General features: G+C 64.9%; 14 protein-coding genes. 5 read left to right on the top strand and 9 right to left on the bottom strand.

Annotated elements, in window-relative coordinates; genetic code table 11:
* The first annotated feature begins 231 nt into the window (after nt 1-231).
* A complete protein-coding gene (metH, locus tag ACFV4R_RS18005) occupies nt 232-3876 on the top strand; it encodes a methionine synthase (protein WP_377204041.1) in 3645 nt (1214 codons plus the stop codon).
* 16 nt (nt 3877-3892) lie between these two features.
* Here the strand turns inward: metH and ACFV4R_RS18000 are convergent, their stop codons facing one another.
* Nucleotides 3893-4717: an alpha/beta fold hydrolase gene (locus ACFV4R_RS18000; protein ID WP_377204040.1), complete on the bottom strand. Its 825-nt coding sequence runs from the start codon at nt 4715-4717 to the stop codon at nt 3893-3895.
* A 206-nt stretch (nt 4718-4923) separates the two neighbouring features.
* Here ACFV4R_RS18000 and ACFV4R_RS17995 point away from each other — a divergent pair, with 206 nt between their 5' ends.
* The gene (locus ACFV4R_RS17995; protein WP_157693504.1) at nt 4924-5076 is read left to right on the top strand and encodes an LPXTG cell wall anchor domain-containing protein; all 153 of its coding nucleotides are present in this window, start codon (nt 4924-4926) and stop codon (nt 5074-5076) included.
* Between the two features lie 138 nt (nt 5077-5214).
* Here the strand turns inward: ACFV4R_RS17995 and ACFV4R_RS17990 are convergent, their stop codons facing one another.
* Nucleotides 5215-6165: a S1C family serine protease gene (locus tag ACFV4R_RS17990; protein ID WP_377203977.1), complete on the bottom strand. Its 951-nt coding sequence runs from the start codon at nt 6163-6165 to the stop codon at nt 5215-5217.
* Between the two features lie 707 nt (nt 6166-6872).
* On the opposite strand from ACFV4R_RS17990, the gene ACFV4R_RS17985 reads away from it, so the two are divergent.
* Nucleotides 6873-8252, top strand: a complete 1380-nt coding sequence (locus ACFV4R_RS17985) for an MFS transporter (protein ID WP_377203978.1) — start codon at nt 6873-6875, stop codon at nt 8250-8252.
* Nucleotides 8253-8461: 209 nt separating this feature from the next.
* Here the strand turns inward: ACFV4R_RS17985 and ACFV4R_RS17980 are convergent, their stop codons facing one another.
* The 3 genes from ACFV4R_RS17980 to ACFV4R_RS17970 all read right to left on the bottom strand — a co-directional run bounded on the left by ACFV4R_RS17980 (nt 8462) and on the right by ACFV4R_RS17970 (nt 14276).
* The gene (locus tag ACFV4R_RS17980; RefSeq protein ID WP_377203979.1) at nt 8462-8701 is read right to left on the bottom strand and encodes a hypothetical protein; all 240 of its coding nucleotides are present in this window, start codon (nt 8699-8701) and stop codon (nt 8462-8464) included.
* Nucleotides 8702-8925: 224 nt separating this feature from the next.
* Nucleotides 8926-10290, bottom strand: a complete 1365-nt coding sequence (locus ACFV4R_RS17975; protein WP_377203980.1) for an MFS transporter — start codon at nt 10288-10290, stop codon at nt 8926-8928.
* Nucleotides 10291-10409: 119 nt separating this feature from the next.
* On the bottom strand, nt 10410-14276 hold the full coding sequence (locus ACFV4R_RS17970) for a hydantoinase B/oxoprolinase family protein (RefSeq protein WP_377203981.1): 3867 nt from the start codon (nt 14274-14276) through the stop codon (nt 10410-10412).
* Nucleotides 14277-14590: 314 nt separating this feature from the next.
* Here ACFV4R_RS17970 and ACFV4R_RS17965 point away from each other — a divergent pair, with 314 nt between their 5' ends.
* Nucleotides 14591-15370 (top strand): N-carbamoylsarcosine amidohydrolase, encoded by a 780-nt coding sequence (locus ACFV4R_RS17965; protein WP_377203982.1) that lies wholly within the window; start codon nt 14591-14593, stop codon nt 15368-15370.
* A gap of 178 nt (nt 15371-15548) precedes the next feature.
* Nucleotides 15549-16361 (top strand): IclR family transcriptional regulator, encoded by an 813-nt coding sequence (locus ACFV4R_RS17960; RefSeq protein ID WP_377203983.1) that lies wholly within the window; start codon nt 15549-15551, stop codon nt 16359-16361.
* Nucleotides 16362-16370: 9 nt separating this feature from the next.
* Here ACFV4R_RS17960 and ACFV4R_RS17955 read toward each other — a convergent pair whose 3' ends face one another.
* The 4 genes from ACFV4R_RS17955 to ACFV4R_RS17940 form a co-directional block, all read right to left on the bottom strand.
* Complete coding sequence (locus ACFV4R_RS17955; protein ID WP_377203984.1) at nt 16371-17201, bottom strand: IclR family transcriptional regulator; 831 nt, start codon at nt 17199-17201, stop codon at nt 16371-16373.
* Between the two features lie 87 nt (nt 17202-17288).
* Nucleotides 17289-20168, bottom strand: a complete 2880-nt coding sequence (locus tag ACFV4R_RS17950) for an ATP-binding cassette domain-containing protein (RefSeq protein ID WP_377203985.1) — start codon at nt 20166-20168, stop codon at nt 17289-17291.
* On the bottom strand, nt 20165-20719 hold the full coding sequence (locus tag ACFV4R_RS17945) for a hypothetical protein (RefSeq protein ID WP_377203986.1): 555 nt from the start codon (nt 20717-20719) through the stop codon (nt 20165-20167). Before ACFV4R_RS17945 ends, ACFV4R_RS17950 begins: the two co-directional genes overlap by 4 nt.
* 97 nt (nt 20720-20816) lie before the next feature.
* Entirely contained in the window at nt 20817-21050 is a 234-nt protein-coding gene (locus ACFV4R_RS17940; protein WP_377203987.1) for a hypothetical protein, read from the bottom strand.
* Nucleotides 21051-21151: the final 101 nt, after the last annotated feature.

Here is a 21151-nt window from a genome sequence, read left to right as displayed (position 1 = left end):
TCCGTCCGAATGGCACCTCCGGGGGAGTGGCTGGATGCACTGGGCACCTAAAGGCTGACAGGGCAGACCCCTGGGCAAACGCTCCAACAGGCACTCAGAACCTGGCATCCCTGCGGCGGGTCATCGGTGAGTGAACCACACGAAGCTATAGTCCGACGCCCACCACCAGCCGCCGTCGTAGTACACGGACACACAGCGCAACGTGTCAGCCCCCACACGTAACCTGTTGAGATGCCCCGTTTTGCGCTCGACATAGACTCCGTCGCCCGTCCCGTCCGCGCGCAGGCGCTCCTGGATGCGGTCAACCAGAGGGTCGTCATTGCCGACGGGGCCATGGGCACCATGCTGCAGGGCCGGGACCTGTCGCTCGAGGATGACTTCCAGGGCCTCGAAGGCTGCAACGAGATCCTCAACGACACCCGGCCGGACGTCCTCGCGGACATCCACGACGCCTACTTCGCCGCCGGCATCGACGCCGTAGAAACCAACACCTTTGGCGCCAACTGGTCCAACCTCTCCGATTACGGCATCGATGACCGCATCGAAGAGCTGGCACAAAAGGGCGCAAAAATAGCCCGTGAGCGTGCCGAAGCGGCAGAAGAAGCCGACGGCCGCATGCGCTGGGTCCTGGGGTCCATGGGCCCGGGCACCAAGCTCCCCAGCCTGGGCCACACCACCTACGAACACCTCAAACAGACCTTCGCCCTCCAGGCCGAAGGCCTCATCGACGGCGGCGCGGACGCGTTCCTCATCGAAACCAGCCAGGACCTCCTGCAGACCAAAGCCGCGGTCAACGGCTGCAAGCAGGCCATCGTCTCCAGGGGAATCCGCCTCCCCATCTTCGTGGAGGTGACGGTGGAGACCACCGGAACCATGCTCATGGGCTCCGAAATCGGCGCCGCACTCACCGCCCTGGAACCGCTCGGCGTGGACGCCATCGGCCTGAACTGCGCCACCGGCCCGGACGAAATGAGCGAGCACCTCCGCCACCTCTCCAAGCAGTCCACCGTCGCCATCGCGTGCATGCCCAACGCCGGCCTGCCCGTCCTCGGCCCCAACGGCGCGCACTACCCCCTCACGCCCGGCGAACTCGCCACGGCCCACGAGCAGTTCGTCCGCGAATTCGGCCTCGGCCTGGTGGGCGGCTGCTGCGGTACGACGCCGGAGCACCTGGCCGCCGTCGTCGAACGTCTTGCGCCCTTCCGCCAACAGGCCGTGCCCGCCAAGGCGGCAACGGAGCCGGCCCGCACGCCCACCGAGCGTGAGGCCGGCATTGCTTCCCTCTACCACCACGTGAACTTCGATCAGGAGTCCGCCTACCTGGCCATCGGTGAGCGCACCAACGCCAACGGCTCCAAGGCGTTCCGCCAGGCGATGCTCGAAGAGCGCTGGGACGACTGCGTGGACATCGCCCGGGAGCAGGTCCGCGTGGGTGCGCACCTGCTGGACGTCTGCATCGACTATGTAGGGCGCGACGGCGTCGCGGACATCAAGGAGATCGTCTCCCGTTTCGCGTCGGCCTCCACCCTCCCGCTGGTCATCGACTCCACGGAACCGCCCGTCCTACAGGCCGGACTCGAGCACATCGGCGGACGCCCGGTGGTCAACTCCGTCAACTACGAGGACGGCGACGGTCCCAACAGCCGCTTCGCCCGCATCATGCCGCTGGTCAAGGAACACGGCACCGCCGTGATTGCCCTGACCATCGACGAACAGGGCCAGGCCCGCACCACCGACGGCAAGGTGGCCATCGCCTCCCGCCTGGTGGACTCCCTGGTGGGCGACTGGGGCATGCGCGTCGAGGACATCATCGTGGACGCCCTTACCTTCCCCGTGGCCACCGGCCAGGAGGAAACCCGCCGCGACGGCATCGAAACCATCGAGGCCATCCGCCAGATCACCACCAAGTACCCCGGCATCAACACCACGCTTGGCGTCTCCAACGTCTCCTTCGGCCTGAACCCGGCCGCGCGCATGGTGCTCAACTCCGTGTTCCTGCACGAAGCCGTCCAAGCCGGCCTCACCAGCGGCATCATCGACGCCGCCAAGATCGTCCCGCTCGCCTCCCTCCCGGAGGAACAGCGCAAGGTGGCCCTGGACCTCGTCTACGACCGCCGAGAATACGACGCCGACGGGAACATCACGTACGATCCGCTGGCCATCATGCTGGACCTGTTCGCCGGCGTCGACACCGCAGCGCTTAAGGACCAGCGCGCCGCGGAACTCGCCGCCCTGCCCACCGGCGAACGCCTGCAGCGCCGCATCATCGACGGCGAGGGCAAGGGCCTGGAATCGGATCTGGACCTGGCCCGCAGCGAAGGCATGTCCCCGCTGTCCATCATCAATGACCAGCTCCTTGAGGGCATGAAGGTGGTGGGTGAGCGGTTCGGCGCCGGCGAGATGCAGCTGCCCTTCGTGCTGCAGTCCGCCGAGGTCATGAAAAACGCGGTGGCCCTGCTGGAACCGCACATGGAGAAGTCGGACTCCTCCGGCAAGGGAACCATGGTGATCGCTACCGTCCGCGGCGACGTGCACGATATCGGCAAGAACCTGGTGGACATCATCCTCACCAACAACGGCTACAACGTCATCAACATCGGCATCAAGCAGGGCATCGCCGAGATCATCGCCGCCGCCGAGGAACACGACGCGGACGTGATCGGCATGTCCGGGCTGCTGGTGAAGTCCACCGTGGTGATGAAGGACAACCTCGCCGAGCTGCAGACCCGCGGCCTGGCGAAGAAATGGCCCATCATCCTGGGCGGCGCAGCCCTCACCCGCGCCTACGTGGAGCAGGACCTCGCCGAGCAGTTCGAAGGCACCGTCCGCTACGCCAAGGACGCCTTCGAGGGCCTGGCCCTGATGGAACCGCTGGTCCGCGTGGCCCGCGGCGAGGACCCGGACACCGTCGGCCTGCCGCCGCTGAAGAAGCGCATCCACCAGGGCGGACCCAGGTTCACCGTGACCGAGCCCGAGGCAATGCCCGGCCGGTCCGACGTCGCAACTGACAATGCGGTGCCCGCGCCGCCGTTCTGGGGCACCCGCATTGTGCGCGGCGTGGCCCTGAACGACTACGCCAGTTTCCTCGACGAACGCGCCACCTTCATGGGCCAATGGGGCCTCAAGCCCGGCCGCGGCGAGGACGGCGCCTCCTACGAGGAACTGGTGGAACGCGAGGGCCGGCCGCGCCTGCGCTACTGGCTGGACCGCATCCTCGGCGAGGGCATGCTGGACGCCTCGGTGGCGTACGGCTACTTCCCGGTGGTTACCGAAGGCGAGGACGTGGTGGTGCTCCACCACGGCGAAGACCGCGACGGCGTCCTGGGCACCTCGGGCCTGCTCGCCCCGGACGGCGGTTCAAGCGGCCCCATCGGCACCGAGCGGCTGCGCTTCAACTTCCCGCGCCAGCGCCGCGATCGGCACCTCTGCCTGGCCGACTTTGTGCGGTCCCGCGACTCGGGCCAGATCGACGTGCTGCCGGTACAGCTCGTCACCGCCGGCTCGAAGATCGAGGAGTTCACCTCCAAGATGTTCGCCGCCAACCAGTACCGCGACTACTACGAGCTCAACGGGCTGGTCATGCAGCTCACCGAGTCCCTGGCCGAGTTCTGGCACTCCCGGATCCGCAAGGAGCTGGGCTTCGCCGCAGAGGAACCCAAGGACAAGGCCGGCCTGTTCAAGCTGGACTACCGGGGCGCCCGTTTCTCGCTGGGCTACCCCGCCTGCCCGGACATGGAGGACCGCCGCAAGGTGGTGGAACTCCTCAAGCCCGAGCGGATGGGAGTGATCCTCAGCGACGAGCTGATGCTGCACCCGGAACAGTCCACCGACGCGTTCGTGTTCCACCACCCGGAGGCCAAGTACTTCAAGGTGTGACGGCCGGCTGCGGCTGTCACGGGCGGGTGTCGAGGTACTGCAGAATCGCCTGGGCCGTTTCCTCCGGAGCGCTGACGTGGGGGCAGTGCCCGGTGGCCTGAAGCTGCACCAGGGTGCTGTGTTCCAGATTCTTGTGCAGGTAGGCGCCCACTTCCGGCGGGGCAAGCCGATCGTCCGAGCACTGCAGAATCAGGCAGTTGGTGTGCACCTTTTTCAGTTCAGGCCGGGTATCGGAGAAGAACGTTACCCCTGCGAAATGCCGTGCGATGGTCGGATCTGTCCGGCAGAAGCTGGCCCGCAGGTCCTCCGCCAAGTCCGGCTCCTGCGGGTTGCCCATGACCATGGGCGCCAGGGCTGCGGCCCAGGCGAAATAGTTGCTGTCCAGGGATGCCAGCAGGCCCTCGATGTCTTCCCGCGAGAACCCGCCCACGTAACCGTCGTACGGGTCATCCGTATGACGCGGCGAAGGGGCGAGCAGGACCAGGCGGGAGAAGCGGTTGGAGTCCTGTACTGCGGCGGACACGGCGATCATCGTGCTGACACTGTGGCCCACCAGGATGACGTCCTCCAGTTCAAGGGCGGCGCAGATCTCCAGCAGGTCCGAGGCGTACCCGCTGAGGGACCCGTACTTCTCCCAGTCATAGGCGCTGATATCCGAGTGTCCTGCACCCACATGGTCGAAAAGCACCAGCCGGTAATCATCAGCGAAATGGGGCAGCAGCTTCCGCCACATCGCCTGGTCGCAGCCAAAACCGTGGGCAAACATCATCACGGGCCCATCATCCCGCCCGGATATGGTCACGTTGTTCCGGCCGATTACCGCAGCAACTGCGTCGATCACATTCTCACTGACCCTCCGTCGGGTGGCGTCCAATCCCAGACTATCCACGGGAAACAACGAATCCTAAGGATCCTCCCACTATGACCGTCAAGGCTGTGCCGATCCAGCCCGTTACGTACTTACGCCTTCCAACAACCCGGAGGCCAAGTACTTCATGATGTGAGTTGGTGCCCGTTTCCGCTGCTCAGAGGGCCTAAGCTTCCCGTATGGGAATTATCATCACATTGCTTATCATCTGGCTTGTCCTCTCCGTCCTCGGATTCGTGGTGAAGGGACTGCTGTGGCTGGCCATCATCGGCCTGGTCCTGTTCGTCGCCACGGCCGTTTGGGGCTGGCTGAAACGGAAAACCAACGCCTGACCTGAAGCGTCAGAGTTACAAAAGCGGACGACGGCGGGTGCCCACCCGCCGTCGTCCGCTTTTTTTGTGCGCGCTGCAGCTTTTTCCCAAGCTGCCGACGCTGCCCTGGCGTAGCTGTGATTCCCGAGAACGGCAGTCCTAGCTGCAGGGTTGGGGCTTGCCGTGAGGCAAGGAAGTTCCGGCTATGCGCCAAGCTGCTCCATCCCACACGATGGTGTAAGTGATTCGCCAATTGGAACAGGTTTGTCCATCGACTCCATGTCCGGCGTCCTGTCGTGTCTGCAAAAGAACGTTGGCTTCCAGGGAATCTCCTGCTCCTGTCACGTTGACTACCTCGAGCTTCGTCCAGTAAGACGAGCCGAGTCCTTCACTCCACTTTGCCTCGCCGCCGAAACTTGCCCCCAACTCCGGCGTGAATTGTTTGAAAGCTGCAGAGTAAGCGCCGCGGTTGATGCCTTGGCCGTGCAGTAACAAGGCCTGGCCGATGTTGTTGGCCTGATCATGGTTCGAGCTGACTTTCATGGGGAATATCCCGGAATTTGGCGCAGGGGCCTCCCCGCAATCAACGGGTGCCATCGGCACTCCCCGTTTTTGCCATTCTGATACCGCTTCAGTAACTCTGGGTGCGGTGACTGCGTAGGCCATGCCTTCCGAGTCCTTCCGGGTCGCGCTAACCACTCCGGTGACTTTCCCTTCCAGGTTGAGCAGAGGTCCACCGCTGTTTCCTGGATTGATTGCGGTGTCAGTTTGCAGCATGTTGCCGATAACTCCGCTCCCGAAGTTGATATCGCGGTTCAGCCCGCTTACAACACCCCTGGTAAGGGTTAGCGACTCTCTCTGGGGAAAGCCGAGGGCGGCAACTTCGGTTCCAATTGGTGGCTCCGAGGATTGAAACTGGAACTGATGGCCTGCCGCTTTAGACTCCAGGCGAACTAGTGCCAGGTCTGCAAGTTCATTGAACCCCAAGATCACGCCGCCTACCGAGGTGCCGCCAAAGTCGATGCTGATGGCTGCAGCATCGTCGACGACGTGGGCCGCAGTGACCACAAGATCGGGAGCGACCAGAAAGCCGGTGCCGGTGGAGTTCACGGCGCAGCCTGTGACGCTCAGTTGTCCCACCCCGGACTGCACCTCGGCCACCACTTCCGGCCAGGATGCCGTCGCCGCCCGCTCCGATGACGTGGGCGGTGCGGTCGTGGGCGAAGGACTGGGGGCGGGGCTGGTTGGTGACGGTTGTTGCGTCACTGTGGCAGATGGTGTTGGTGAACTTTCTCGAGGCGGTGTCGCGACAGGCGCGCTACATCCGGCGAGCAACAGCACGGACAGGGAAACAGCAGTGATATTTGGAAGAATTGCCGGAGCTAGAAGCTTTCTGGTCCTCATTGAATTTGGTCCTAACGCTCGGCCTGCAGCCGCGGAAGACGACTACCTAAAAGCTAATCCGTGCAATGAACAATTTCCGTAGCAAGACCCCCCTATTTTTCTGAAGCGTGAATAGGGGGTTTTGTTTGACGTCCCGGGCGCGGTCTTTCGAAATCCCGCCGGAGACCGGCTTTACCCGGCGCAGCGTCGCGGGGATGGCGCGATCCACCACGATGGTGCCGACGACGGTGGTGACGGTGCGCAGCGTGTCCCACCCAGCGCACTTTCAAGAAGGCCTCCACGGGCGGGAGTAATAAATAGACAACCCTTGACTGTTGCTACTGTGGGAAATATGTTGTTGTGTGATCAACGTTGATCTGCATTGAAGTGAAGCCCTTGCGCGATCTTGGCGCTATCCCCTGAATGGAGACAACATGGAACGCGATCTTGCAGACAACTCGCTGGAGAAGGTGAGCCCGGAGCGCCTGCGGAAAGTGGTGCGGGCGTCCTTTGCGGGGACCGTAGTGGAGTGGTTCGACTTCGCGATTTACGGCTATATGGCCACCCATATTGCTGCTACCTTCTTCTCATCCAAGGATCCAGTCACGGGCCTGCTGGAGACTTTCGCCGTGTTTGCTGTGGCATTCGCGCTACGTCCCCTGGGTGGCATCTTCTTCGGACGCCTGGGCGATCGCCTTGGACGCAAGAAGATCCTGGTGCTGACCGTCCTGCTCATGTCCGGGTCGACGGCCGCAATCGGCCTCATCCCAAGCCAGGAGACGATCGGTATCTGGGCTGCCGTCCTGCTTGTGCTCGCCCGGTGTTTGCAGGGCTTCTCCGCCGGCGGAGAATACGCGGGTGCCACCATCTATGTTGTCGAGCACAGCCCCGACAACCACAGGGCCCGGTACTCGTCCGCCATGTCGGCGGCGACGTTCTCGTCGTTCGCACTCGCCGCCGGACTCGGGGCGCTGCTCAGTTTCTTCCTGCCGGCCGCGGCCATGGGTGACTGGGGCTGGCGCGTGCTCTTCCTGCTGTCGGTGCCGATGGGCCTGATCGCGTTCTACATCCGCGCCAAGCTCCACGAATCCCCTGAGTTCCAGGCGATGCTCGATGACACCGCCTCGCGTCCCGCCCCGTCCCTGGGGGACGTTTTCCGCACCCAGTGGCCGGCGATGCTGCGCCTGGGCGGATTCGTAATGCTCACGGGACTCTCCTTCTACATTTACTCCACCTACATGTCCACCTTCCTGATCAAAGTGGTGGGCCTGCCCCAGCACCTCGCCCTGTTCTCGAGCTTGATCTCGCTGACCCTCGCGACGGCGCTGGCCCCGTTCATGGGCCGTGTCTCGGACCGGATTGGACGCCGCCGCACTATGCAGACCGCAGCCGGTCTCCTCGCCATTCTCACGATCCCGGCGTACATGATCGCCGAGCAGGGAGCGTTTGCAACCGCCGTTGCCAGCCAGTTGCTCATAGGTGTCGGTGCAGTAACCGCTAACGTGGTGACCTCGGTTCTGATGTCGGAAATGTTCTCCACCGATGTGCGGTTCGCAGCGTCGGGCACCTGCTACAACATCACGTACGCGGTGTTCGGTGGTACCGCACCGTTCCTGGCAACATGGCTTGTGGCGGCAACCGGATACTCGCTTGCTCCCGCCATCTATGTTGCAGCTATCGCCGTTGTATCGTTCCTCGTGGCCACCTTCCTCATTCCTGAGACCGCAGGACGGCCCTTGCGCCGGTACCACGACGACCCAATGCCGGCAGCACGCGTGGGCTCAGCAGCATCAGAATCACTGCCCCGGGCCTAAGAGCTCCGAGCCTAAACGGAGCAAGTAAACCGGCCACTGCCCGGACCTGAAGAGGTCCGGGCAGCGGCCGTTCGCTTTGGTGACCCATAAGGGCCTGGTGGGCAGCCTTGAACCCGAGGATCATTTTGGTTGAAGCGAACGACGACGGTACTCGCCGGAGTGGCAATATTGAGTTCCGTTGGGGCTGGTCAGACGTCCCGTGGCGCTCTCTAGATGTCGGCGCCAGCCAACGCCAGGACAACCATCGCGGCGCCTAGGAGGACGAATCCGGCACCCACTATTGCAGTCATCCACGGGTTTGCCTGCGCGGCAACTTTGTCGCCCGCCTTGCCGAAGGTGGCTCGCTGGGCATCAGCCATGAACTTGGTCAAGGATGACCGGTTGATAATCATCAGGACGCCGACAATCACTCCGACGCCTCCGGCTACTCCCATGAAGATTTGTTCCATAGATCTACTTCCCCCCCTTTGAACGTTCTTGCTTGGCAGCCGAGATCCATCAGCGCAGCCTCGATACGTACCGACCCTACGCGGAAATCAAGGGAGTGATTCACGTGGGGCCGGCCCCCCGGTTCAGGGCCCGCTGACAAAAAAGATCCGCACGGCGAAAACTCCCTGGCAGCCAGGAAGTTTCCGCCGTGCGGATGCTGTTTGTAGCGCGGGGTTTGGCCTTGTCAGTCCGCTCGGACCGTGCTGGGGTCGATGTTCCGGGCTGCGAATATCAGGATGCCGGAGGCCAGGATCGGCAGGACGCCCCACCAAAAGGTGGCGTTGATCCAACCGGCTCCGGCTGAGAGTGCGGCGGTGATCAGCAGGCCGCCGAGGATCGCTCCGACTTGGCCGGAGGCGTTGATGATGGAACTGCCCGTGGCACGGGTGTGGACGGGGTAGCTCTCACCGGTGAAGAACAGCAGGGCGGAGAAGGGGCCGATAAGGAAGAACAGCCCTGCGCTGTACAGCCCGATGATGAGCGGGAAGTTCCCGTTCGGTGCCTGGAGCATGGTGAAGAAGGAGACGGCACACAGGATCCAGCCGATCCCGATGGCGTTGCGGCGCCCGATCCTGTCACCGAGCCAGCCGTGGAACAGGTAGCCGGCGAAGGCGGTGGCATTGGAGATGATGAGGATCAGCAGTGCGTTGTCGAACTCGACGTTCTTGCCGTCCGGAGCCGTCAGCAGGGAGGTACCAAGTATGGCAAATGCAAGGACGCCAAGCCAGTTCAGAAGGAACGCCCCGCCGATCGTCACGGTGGACCGCAGCGATTCCCCGCGGAAGACCGAGACGAGTGGGCTGGCCTTCTCCGAAACATCGATACCGTACTTCTCGCCGAGCTGCTGCGCCTCTTCCACCCGGCCGTCCTTGATCATCTTGTCGATCTGGTGACGGTGGCCAAACTGGGGACTCTCCTTGAGCCAGCGTCCGGCGAGCACGATGAAGACGGCCGGAATGGCGGCCACGGCGAAGCAGAGCGCCCACCCGCCAACCGGGAACAGCAGGTAGACGGAGCCGGCGGCCAGGACGGACCCCACCGGCCAGCCGGACTGGACGAGTGAGTAGACGAGACCGCGACGGCGGGCCTTGGCAGGATCGCTCTGGTGGGCAAACATCTCGTTGAGGTACGCCGCGTTGATGGCCTGTTCGGCGTAGCCGAGGCCGGCCAGTGACCGCACGAGGACAAGGAAGACCAGTCCAAGGCCGGCAGCCAGGCCCACAACCCAGCCAACAGTGGCGGTCAACAGTGATGCCACGGCGGCACCGACGACGGCGATCAGGATGCCTTTCCGGCGACCGATCCTGTCGACGATCGGGCCGATCCCGAAGGCCACGAGTGCAGTTCCTGCAGTCACCCAGGTGTTGATCCCCGTGGACTGTGCTGCGGTCCAGCCGAGGTCTGTGGCCAGCATCGGTAGGAGGTTTCCGAACAGGACGAAGTCATAGACCGCGAAGGTCCAGGCGAAGAAGCAAATCCAGGTGGCAAGCCGGACGTCCTTGGGCGTGACATCAGACTCGACAAATTGAAACGTTTGGGCAGTGGTCATAACGGTTCCTAATTCGCGGGGAGGGGTGGGGATGTGATCAGTAGGGAACGAAGAGGGCGGCCTGGAGGCCAGCGTCACTAACTGGCTCCAGGCCGCCCCCGTTTACTGCAGCGCTTGGCTTAGGTTGCCGAACTCAACTCGGAGACCAATACCCCGCGGCGTTCGGCGGTTGCCCTCAGATCGACCGTGAGCTGGCCGTTGATCTCCTTGAGGACCACTCCGTAGTCGCGAGTAGCCGCCTCGGCGGACGTGAAGCCGTCCAGTACGTCCTCGAGGACTTTCAGCGGGTCCCGCTTGTGCGGGTCGCCGAATCCGCCACCGCTGGGCACGGTGATCTGGAGTGAGTCGCCGGCCAGCAGCTGATGGCCGGTGACTTTGGACGGCCAGGACTCCTCGCCCTGCCGGCCGGGGTTTTTCACGAGCGATCCGTTGAGGCCGTCGTGGCCACCGAACGCGCCCCACGGCAGGTCCGACTCGTGGCGTTCACCTTCGCAGGTGATAGCGGTGTCGGTCAGGAACGTGTTTTCCCGGACGATGCCGATCCCGCCGCGGAACTCGCCGGCCGCCGCGGGCTCCGAACGCAGCTCGTAGCGGTCGGTGCGCATGGGGAACCGCCACTCGAGCTCCTCGATCGGGTTGTTGCGGGTGTTGGCGATGAGGTTGTCCACGGAGTCGGGCCCATCGCTGGTGGCGCGGGCGCCGTAGGAGCCCTCGTTGACCTCGAGGTAGACCCAGTACTCGCCCTGCTTCTCGTCCCACCCGGAGTAGGAGATGAAGTGGATATGGGCAGAGTTGCCGGCGGTGACGCGGTCCGGGATGACCGGGGCGAGGGCCCGCAGGGCCAGGTCGACAGCACGCTGTACCTGGGAGAACCGCGAGAATGTTGCGGCCGGGTACGTCGGGTTGAAGATGGTGCCTTCCGGGGCGATCACCTTCAGCGGCTTGAGCATGCCCTCGTTCTGGGGCACGAACACCGGGAAGGCAACCTCATCCAGGAACATCATGCGGGTGATGAACGTGAATGCCGAGACGGTGGTGCCCTCGAAGGCGCAGTTGTAGGCGGTGGGCACCTGTTCGGAAGACCCGGTGAGGTCGTAGGTAATCTCGTCACCTTCGACGATCACCTTCACCACGATCGGCAGCTTCTTGCCATAGTTGCGGCCGTCGTCGTCCAGGTAGCCCACCTCGGTCTCGTAGACGCCGTCCGGGATCTTGGCGATCTCCTGGCGCAGCATCCGCTCCGAGTAGTCGATCCAGCTCTGGCCGGCTTCGCGGACCGCGCCGAAGCCGTACCGCTCAATGAGGGCGGTATACCGGGACTTGGCCAGCTCGCAGGCCGCGATCATCGCCTGGAAATCGCCTTCGTTGGAGGTGGGTGTCCGGGTGTTGTTGAGGATGTGACGGATCAGCGATTCCTGGCGGACGCCCTTCTCCACAATCTTCACCGCCCGGAAGATGGTGCCCTCGGACTGGATGTCCTGGATGTCCACCATCAGCCCGGAGTACGCACCGCCGTTATCGATCAGCTGGCCGGAGGCTCCGGCGAAGCCGACGAGTTCCCCGTCGTGGAAGATCGGTTCGATGATCGCAACATCTGGGGAGTGGGTGGCACCCAGGTAAGGATCGTTGTGCAGGATGACGTCACCGTCGTGGATGTCGTCGCCCAGGACCGAGATCACGCCCTTGACGATCTTGGGCATGGAGCCCATGAACATGGGCGTGGAGTCGGACTCGGCCAGCACGTTTCCGTCCCTGTCGAACAATCCTGCGCCGAGGTCCTCGGACTCGCGGATGATCGAGGAGTAAGCCATGCGGAACAGCACTGAGGCCATTTCCTTGGCCGCCGAGTTCAAGGCGCCGCCGATCACGCGCATCAGGATCGGCGTGGCCAGCTTCTCCGCACTCTGGGTGGCGGCCGGGCAGTTGATGACAAGGTTGCCGGCTGCGTCCACCGCTCCGGAGAATCCCGGAGGAATAACTGTGGTGGAGTCGTACTGTTCGATGATGGCGGGGCCGGTGAAAGTGGTTCCCACGCCCATCCTGTCGCGGTCGTAGAAGTTGGTGTCCAGGGTCACCGGCTTGCCACCCTGTTCAAAGGTCACCGGGCGGGTCTCCACTAAGGCGTCTTTGAGGGAACCGGACTCGATCGCTTCCGGCGTGGGCAGGTCATCCATCACCGCGCTGGCTTCCACGCGGATGTTGATGACCTCCACGGTGCCGTTCTTGAAACGGTGACCATACTCCTCAAAGTGGGCATCGTGGAAGGCGGCCTCGGCATCTTCCAGCCAGGCTTGGTTCACCGGTCCTGCGGGGGCGGCGAAACGGATCTCGTAGCCCTGGCCCTCGTAGCGGGCATCCGCGAGCCATTCGAGCTTGCGGCGTCCGGCCGGCACGTCCTCGGCATCCAGCTGGGCATTGGCTTCGCGTTCCAACTGCTCGAAGGAGGCCTGGATGGCGGCGGGGTTGGCGTTGGTGAACGTGAAGCGGTTGGTGGCCACGAACTCGTACTTCTCGTCGGTGGCCAGCAGACCCGTCGCAGCCATGATGCCGGGGTGGGCCGGGATCAGCACCTTCGGGACCTCCAGTTCCGCGGCGATCTCGCAGGCGAACAGTGCGCCGGCTCCGCCCGCAGCGACGAGGGTGAAGTCGCGCGGGTCGTACCCCCGGCGCACGGAGTTCTGTTCGATCGCCTGGGTCATCCCGAACTTCTGGATCTGCAGGGCGCCGAGGGCAGCCTGGTCCACCGACATGTTGAGCTTCTCGGCCAGGCCTTCCATCGCCTTCCGGGCGCCATCAAGGTCCATGTCCATCCCTGAGCCTGCCAAGACACGGTCAGGGCGCATACGGCCCAGCAATACCTGGGCGTCGGTGGACGTCGGCTCCGAACCGCCGCGGCCGTAGCAGACCGGGCCCGGGACGGCGCCTGCAGACTGGGGGCCGACGCGGAAGACCCCGCCAGCGTCGACGTAGGCGATGGAGCCGCCGCCGGCGCCGATGGTGTCGATGTCCACCATCGGAACCATGGCCTGGTGATCGCCGATCTTCGTGTCCAGCAGGTGGCGCATGCGCAGTTCACCCTTATAGGCCACGCCGATGTCCGCCGAGGTACCGCCGATGTCCAGGGTGACAACGTTCTCGAAGCCGGACTGACGGCCGGCCCACATGCCGCCGATCAGGCCGCCCACCGGGCCGGACATCATCAGGGTGACAGGCCGCTTAGCCGCCTCCTTGATGGGAACCATGCCGCCGGAGGACTGCATCAGCAGGATTTCCCGCTTGTAGCCCAGGGATTCGGCCTCGTCCTGCAGGCGGTGCAGGTACCTCGACACCCGGGGCCCCACATAGGCATTGAGCGCGGTGGTGGAGAAGCGCTCGTACTCCCGGTACAGCGGCACGATCTCGCTGGACAGGGAAAGGTAAGCCTCAGGGAACTCCTCCGCGACGATCTGCCCGATCCGCTGCTCGTGGGCAGGGTTCAAGTAGGAGTGCAGCAGGCAGACGGCAATGGCCTCGACGCCGGACGCCTTCAGCTCGCGCACACGCTCGCGGACCTCGTCCTCGTCCAGGGGTACCAGGACATCGCCGTTCGGTGCGGTGATTCGCTCCTTGACCGTGAGCCTGTGGCGGCGCTTGATCAACGGCTTGGTCTGCCATGGAAGATCCTGCTGTAGCGAAAAGTTGTACGGCTTCTTATGCCGGGCGATGTGCAGGATGTCACGGAAGCCCTCCGTGGTGATCATCCCCACCTCGGCGCCGGTGTGGGTCAGGGCGGTGTTCGTCGCCACCGTCGTCCCATGCACCAGCTGGTCGATCTCCGCCAGCGCGACGCCGGCCTTCTCGCAGAGCTTCTTGATGCCCGAGATAACGGCTTCGGACGGATCGTGCGGGGTGGACGGAACCTTCTCCACAACGGCAATGCGCTGGGCGTCGTCTGAAAAATACAAGTCGGTGAAGGTGCCGCCGACGTCTACTCCGATGCGCTTCATACTGGGGTCCTTTCGGAAGTGAGGCTCAGGACTGCTTGGAAGGGGAAAACCTGGGTGGGCCGTTCGGCCATTCAGCCCCCGGCTTGGAGTCCGCTGGGGTTAGACCGCAATATCTGTGTGCCATAGGTCACATAGTTGCTTGCTAAGCAATGTAGTTCTTGTGGAAGCAACTCGCAATGGTTGGCGGCAATGTTTCGGGAACTGAATTGATCTTCCGGAAAGGGGGTTGCTAGTTGCTCAAATAGCAACTACTTTGATTGCACAGCAACAAAAGCGGACAGGAAAGCCCGGTCCCTAAGAGAGTGGAGCGAGACATGACAACGGAGACTGAGACGTTCAACGACATCGAAACCCGCCTTGCAGCAGTGCTGGAAGAGGCGTTCGAAGCCGGAACCAGCATCTACAACGAGCGTGGCTTCAAGCGCCGGATCGGCTACGGCAACCGCCCGGCCGTCATCCACATCGACCTCGCGAACGCCTGGACCCGTCCGGGCCACCCGTTCAGCTGCCCGGGCATGGAGACCATCATCCCCAACGTCCAGCGGATCAATGAGGCCGCACGCGCCAAGGGCGTCCCGGTCTTCTACACCACCAACGTGTACCGCAACCGCGACGCCACTTCCGGGACGAACGACATGGGTCTGTGGTACTCAAAGATCCCCGTAGAGACCCTTCCCGCAGACTCCTATTGGGCTCAGATTGACGACCGCATTGCGCCTGCCGAAGGCGAAGTTGTACTCGAGAAGAACCGCGCTTCGGCATTCCCGGGAACTAACCTCGAGCTTTTTCTGACCGCCAACCGCATTGACACCCTGATCGTGACCGGTGCTACCGCTGCCGGGTGCGTGCGCCACACCGTGGAAGACGCGATTGCGAAGGGCTTCCGCCCGATCATTCCCAGGGAAACCATCGGTGACCGCGTCCCCGGCGTGGTGCAGTGGAATCTCTACGACATTGACAACAAGTTCGGTGACGTGGAGTCCACGGATTCCGTGGTGGACTACCTCAACCGCCTCCCGCAGTTCGAGGACACTGTCCCGAAGACCCTCTCGGATCCCCAGCCCGAGGTGGCTGCCCCCGCAGACCCGGCCTGAGCCAAACCGCACTCTCAGAGCCTCGTGGTCCGGCTCGAAGGGCCGGGCCCCGACGACAGCCGGCACCCCGCTAAGGGGTGCCGGCTGTCGTCGGCTCGGCCTCCGGCCCGGAAAAGAATGGGCACCGTACGATGGCTCGTACGGGTGACCTGCACTGACGCCCGAAGAGGGAGAACTAATGCTGGAGTCACAAACCACCGCTGACAAACCCCAAGGGGCAGCAGCGTCGCTGCTTAACGGTTTGACCGTCCTCGAGGCCTTCTCGGTCGCCAAACGTCCGCTCCTGGGCGTCACGGAAATTTCGGAACTTGTTGGCCTGCATAAGAGCACCGTCTCCCGGATGCTCACCGGCCTGGACGAAGCAGGATACGTGCAGCGCGACGAAGACACCGGGCGATACCGCCTGGGACTGGGGATGATCGGGTTGGCAGGACCCCTACTGGCCGAGCTCGGCGTACGCCGTGCCGCGCTGCCGCACCTCGAAGAACTCACCGAAGCCACCGGCGAGACGGCCGCTATCGCCGTCTGGAACGGCACGAACGCGATCGTCGTGGAACAGACGGCGAGCCCCCACCAGGTCAAGCACAGCGCGGCGATTGGCACGCGCTATAACAAGTTCGCCAGCTCCTCGGTCCGGGTGTTCCTCGCCGAATTGCCGCGCGAAGAGACGGACCGCCTCCTGGCTGGCCGGACGGTACTGCACGAGGGCTACAAGGGACATGAGGACCAGGCCCACGAACAGCTTGCCGAGGTCCGGGACATGGGTTTCGCAGTCAACGACGGCGAAACCACCTACGAGGAATACGGTGTGTCCGCTCCCGTGCGGGACTACCGTGGCGAAGTGGTCGGTTGCATCACGGCCAGTGCGCCCCGGTCGCGGGTGCAGCACCAGCAAAGCCAGTCCATTTTGCGCGAAGCCGTGATCCAGGCCGCTGAACGCGTATCAACCCGCCTGGGGAGCGTCATTGAAGAAACCTCCCCGGCGGGCTGAGTGGGTGAATCAGCCTGAAAGGGAAGCCGACCAGCCCAATCGGGTGGACACCTCCGAGGCAGCATGTTGTACAGCGCTAACCAGCTCGTCCGTCATGGCGTGCTTGTGTACGCGGGAGCGGGGAGCGGCTACGGTAATGCACCCCACCACTTTGCCGCGATAGTCCCGGACCGGAGCTGAGACGCCGTACTCCTCGTCCGCCGTCGAACCGTCGTTGACCGCGAAGGACTGGCGCGCCACCTCCTGCAGGTGTTCGCTGTGGTCCGACGGCAAGCCGTCTCCGGCCGTGTGCTGTATCTGCCCGGATTCGAGCAGTTCGGCAGAGAGTGCAGGCGGCATCGCTGCCATAAATACCCGCACCGAGGAACTCTCGAATTTGTTGTACCTGGTGCCAATGGTGGCAGTGTGTTTGACCTGATGCGGGCTGGCAACCTGCTCCACGACGATGGCCTCGTGACCGTTCCAGACAGAGATTGCGCTGGTTTCATGGGTGTTTTCGGTCAACTGCTCCAAGTAGGGGAGCGCAGCGCGGCGTACATCGAGTTCAGCCAGTAAAGGTCCGGCCAACGCAAGAAGGCCCAGCCCGAGCCGATAGCGTCCCGTCTCCTCGTCCCGCTGGACATATCCAGCCTCTGTTAAGCCGGCAAGAATGCGTGACACTGTGCTCTTATGGAGGCCAACGCGCTGGGCAACCTCGGTCACACCAAGAAGCGGACGTTGAACCGAGAAAGCCTCCAGTACAGCAAGACCGTTCAGCAGCGAGGCCGCAGCTCCTTGGACTTGGCTGTTTTCCTGCCTCGGCCGTCCCGGCATCTGCATCCTTTCGCGCTCCGTGGCCATGCTGCCACCCTGGTGGCCATCATATGCGGTGGCGCGGCCGTGCAGGATGCTGCGGGCACCGCTCTCGCTCGGCTTTGCCGCATGCCCTCATAGCCGGAGCTGAAGCCGGTCGCTGTCCTGGTCGTAGGGCCCCTGTGCGGCACCTCCGCCGCTGGCCGGCATCCCGCCGTTGTTGTAGACAGGCTTTACCCGGCGCAGTGCGGCGAGGATGGCACGGCCCACCACGATGATGCCGACGACGGTGGTCACCGCCCGCAGTGTGTCCCACCCGGCCGTCGAGGTCAGCAGTGAGTACAGCAGGAAGCTGCTCAGGTTGGTGCCCAGCGGCGCCCCCGGCACGTACGAGATGCCGGTGCCGGCGCCCACCGCGAAGGGCCAGAACCACAGGTTGGTGAGCAGGCCGAACAGGTACGACGCCACAATCCCGTACCCGCACAGCATCCACAGTTCGGCCTTCCCGCGCACCTTCCTGGGGAGCAGCCCGGCCCCGGCGCCCACCCACGCACACGCGAAAACCTGGAACGGCGTCCACGGACCAATCCCGCCCCACAGAGCACTCGACAGCGCGATGGTCGCAGCCCCCAGCAGCAGGCCAAACCGGGCACCGAACGCCCGGCCGGCCAGGACCAGCAGGATGAACACAGCCTCGACGCCGCCCACACCGGTGCTCGCCACCCGCACCGCCGACCCCACTGCTGCCAGCACCCCGAGCAGTGCCACGGTATGCGCCGAGCGCACCGACCCATCCAGCAGAACCACGACGGCGACAGCCGCCACCGGTGCGATGGCCATGGCCGCGTAGGGAAGGGCTGCAGCGGCATCCGATGGGAGGGCCGCCGCCAGCAGCGGCCAGCAGAAGGCGCCGAGCGCCAGCAGATTCGCAGCTGCGAGGACGGCGAGCTCAACAGGCCGGGGCATCCTTATGCGGTGGGATGCCTGCCGTGCCGGAACGTCCGGCAGCCTGTCGAGGAAGCGGGGAACCGTGAGCGGCTGGGCCGTGATGGTAGGGACAGCGGCACCGGATTCCGCGGGCACCAACGCAGCTGCGGGCGCTACGCCGTCCCGCATCGGCAGGATCCGGGCGCCGAGGCCGTGGGCGAAGGAGTGATCATGGGTGGCAATCAGGACGGCCGAGCCGTCGTCCGCCGCAGCACGCAACGCCGCCGCGACCGCCGAACGGGCTGCCGGGTCGAGCCCCCGGGTGGGCTCATCGATGAGGAGGACCTGCGGCCGGTCCAGCGTCTGCAGCGCGATGGCGAGAATCCGGCGTTCCCCGGCGGAGAGGTCCCGGGGATGCTCGTGCACAATCGGCATACCGCCAGTCCCGCGCAACCGGGCGAGGTGCTCGGCTGCATACCCCGCTGGCAACGGCACTGCATCCTTCAGGCGTGCCAGACGCTGTTCGGCCGCGCGCAGTTCGCCGGCCACGGTGTCCCTGGTGAAGAGGTCGTCCGAGGCGTCCGGCACAAGAGCAATCCTGCCGCCGTCGACTGTTCCCCTCCGGATCGTTCCCTCATCGGCCTGACCCCTGCCGCCCTTGACCTCGCTGAGCGCCAGCGCCATCAGGACAGAGGACTTTCCGGCACCGTTCGGCCCCACCAAGGCCACCACTTCGCCGCTGTGCAGGGTCACGGATGCGTCCTGGACCAGCGGCTTGCCGTCGCGGTGCACGGCGAGGTTCTCCGCGGCCAGCACGGTCGCGGCAGCCGGATTTGGAACCATGGAGGCCACGACGGGAGCCGCAGAAGCAGCCGCCGGAGCCGTCCCCGGCACCAGTGCAGCGTCGCGGAGGGTCCACCACGCATCAGCGATGGGGATCAGCGTCTCGGCCCGGTGCTCTGCCACGATGACGCAAACACCGGCGTCGCGCGCCAGGGCGTGGAGCACGGCGATGACGCGGACACGTGCTGTGGTGTCGAGGTCGGCCAGCGGCTCGTCCACCAGCAGCAGGGCCGGCTGTTCCACCACCGCGGCGGCGATGGCCACGAGCGTCGCTTCGCCGGCCGAGAGGGTGCTGATGGTCCGGTCCAGCAGCGCTGAAACGCCGATCCGGTCCGCCACCTCCTGCACGCGGGCCTTGGAATCCGCCGCTGCCACACCGCGGAGGTCCAGGGCCAGAGCGATCTCGTCCCGGACCCGGGTGGTGGCGAACGCGGCACGGGGGTTCTGCAGGACCACCCCGACCAGGCGGGCCGTCTCCCGCGGCGGCGTCGTTACCCGGTCCAGCCCGCCAACGCGCACCGTCCCGGCCACCTCGCCGCCGTCAACATGGGACAGCAGCCCGGCGAGGCCCCGCAGGATGGTGGACTTGCCGGAGCCGGTGGGCCCTGTCATCACGGACACCGTCCCGGCCTGCGGCGCGAACTCGGCCACGCGGAGCTGCGTCCCGCCAATGCTGAACCGGGCGCCGCGCACCTGAAGCGGGCCGCCGTCGTCGTCAATGGAAATTGGCGTACCCCGGCTGCCGAAGCCGCGCAGCTCCAAGGCGGCGGCAACCCGGCCGGCATGCTCCAGCGTTCGTTCCAGGATGGGCACCAGGGCGCGCGGTCCAAACCGTTCACCCCGCAACCTGAACGCCAGGCGCACGGAGGTGACGGCGTCGGCAAGCGCCGGGAGGGCCGACCACGCCACCACCAGCATCCGGGCGATGCCCTGCAGGGGGCCGCGGCGGGCCAGGTGCACGAAGCCGCGGGCCACGTCCACCCAGGCGTTCAGCAGGCCGAACGCGAGGATGGTCGCGGCAATGGGGAGCGCTGAAACGACTGCCGCCCACACCCCGGGCGCCGAGACCGGGCCGAGGAGGACCACATGGGCATAAGGGGCCGGCAGCCGCAGCGGGGGCAGGTCGAGCAGGAGCGGCGCACCGAGGCCCGCCCCGTTGAAGAGAACGCGGTAGATGACCCGCGCCGCGATAAACACAACGGCGAGAACCGCCGCTGCGCGTAACGGCGCGGGCCGGAAGGTCATGCCGCGGGGGCTGCCGGTTCGTTGTCCACCGTGTAGAGCAGTTCAAGGCTCTCGCCGGGGTTGAGCTTCAGGCTGTCCAGGCCTTCTTGCGCGTAACCCCACGTGCCGGCGGCGGGCTTCACCCAGAGGGCCCAGTAAGAAACGGTGTTCTTGTCATCGCACGCTTCGCGGGCAGTGCCGCCCTTGTGCTTGATGTCGAAGTCCGCAGCGGGCACACCGTTGACGCGGCACGCGAAGCTGGTGGGGTACTTGGCTGTGCCCTCGATCTTCACATTAGCTTTGTCCAGCACGTCCGAAGCCAGGGTGGGTCCTTCCGCGTCCACGCAGACGGAGGTGTCCGCGGCGGCCTGGTCCAGCGCACCGGAATCGACGATGACCTTCACACCGGCGCAGGGGCCGTCGCCGGCGCTGGCGGACGCGCCCGCGGAGGAGGCGGGGGCGGCGGATGAGGGTTGTGTGGCGGCCGGGGCGGAACAGGCGGCGAGGGCCAGCAGGAGACCGGCGGCGGCGAGCGAGCTCGCGGCGGCGGTGCGCATCGTAGTCAAAGTCACGTGTCAAGGGTAGGGCGTTGCTCGTCCGGATACAGGTGGGGCCACCTTGTGTGACGCTGCGTTCCATGCCGGGTTCCCGGTCAGGCAGACTCCGGCGCTACTGCCCGGCCCGGGACTTGCTGAGGAGGTCCTCGTTGACCCATTTGCGGAGCAGGACGGTGTCGAGCGCGATCCCGGCCACCACGATGGCGATGAACAGCCACAGAGGCATACTCCAGAAAATGACTGCCAGGATCAAAACGACAATGATGGCCGCGGAGACGTAGCCGTACATTAGGCGGCCGCGTGTTGCCCGCCGGGCCTCCGCTGCCTCGCGAAAATTGTTCAGCACTGCACTTCCCCCTGTGATGGCTGGTATCCGCCAGTGTAGCGGTGCGCCGTTTGCGGGCTTCGGCCGCACGCACCAAAAACGGAAGCGTACGACGCCGGGTG

This window comes from Pseudarthrobacter sp. NPDC059871 (genome assembly GCF_042731175.1).
Classification (GTDB): domain Bacteria; phylum Actinomycetota; class Actinomycetes; order Actinomycetales; family Micrococcaceae; genus Arthrobacter.
The sequence above is the reverse complement of the archived record's forward strand: the minus strand, read 5'-3'. Positions and strand labels throughout refer to the sequence as shown.

Coding starts and splice junctions, on each gene's coding strand:
- ACFV4R_RS17970 (WP_377203981.1), bottom strand. CDS start 14,276: ATGAAGCGCATCGGAGTAGACGTCGGCGGCACCTTCACCGACTTGTAT.
- ACFV4R_RS17975 (WP_377203980.1), bottom strand. CDS start 10,290: ATGACCACTGCCCAAACGTTTCAATTTGTCGAGTCTGATGTCACGCCC.
- ACFV4R_RS17985 (WP_377203978.1), top strand. CDS start 6,873: ATGGAACGCGATCTTGCAGACAACTCGCTGGAGAAGGTGAGCCCGGAG.
- ACFV4R_RS17995 (WP_157693504.1), top strand. CDS start 4,924: ATGGGAATTATCATCACATTGCTTATCATCTGGCTTGTCCTCTCCGTC.
- ACFV4R_RS17960 (WP_377203983.1), top strand. CDS start 15,549: ATGCTGGAGTCACAAACCACCGCTGACAAACCCCAAGGGGCAGCAGCG.
- ACFV4R_RS17950 (WP_377203985.1), bottom strand. CDS start 20,168: ATGACCTTCCGGCCCGCGCCGTTACGCGCAGCGGCGGTTCTCGCCGTT.
- ACFV4R_RS17980 (WP_377203979.1), bottom strand. CDS start 8,701: ATGGAACAAATCTTCATGGGAGTAGCCGGAGGCGTCGGAGTGATTGTC.
- ACFV4R_RS17955 (WP_377203984.1), bottom strand. CDS start 17,201: ATGGCCACGGAGCGCGAAAGGATGCAGATGCCGGGACGGCCGAGGCAG.
- ACFV4R_RS17965 (WP_377203982.1), top strand. CDS start 14,591: ATGACAACGGAGACTGAGACGTTCAACGACATCGAAACCCGCCTTGCA.
- metH (WP_377204041.1), top strand. CDS start 232: ATGCCCCGTTTTGCGCTCGACATAGACTCCGTCGCCCGTCCCGTCCGC.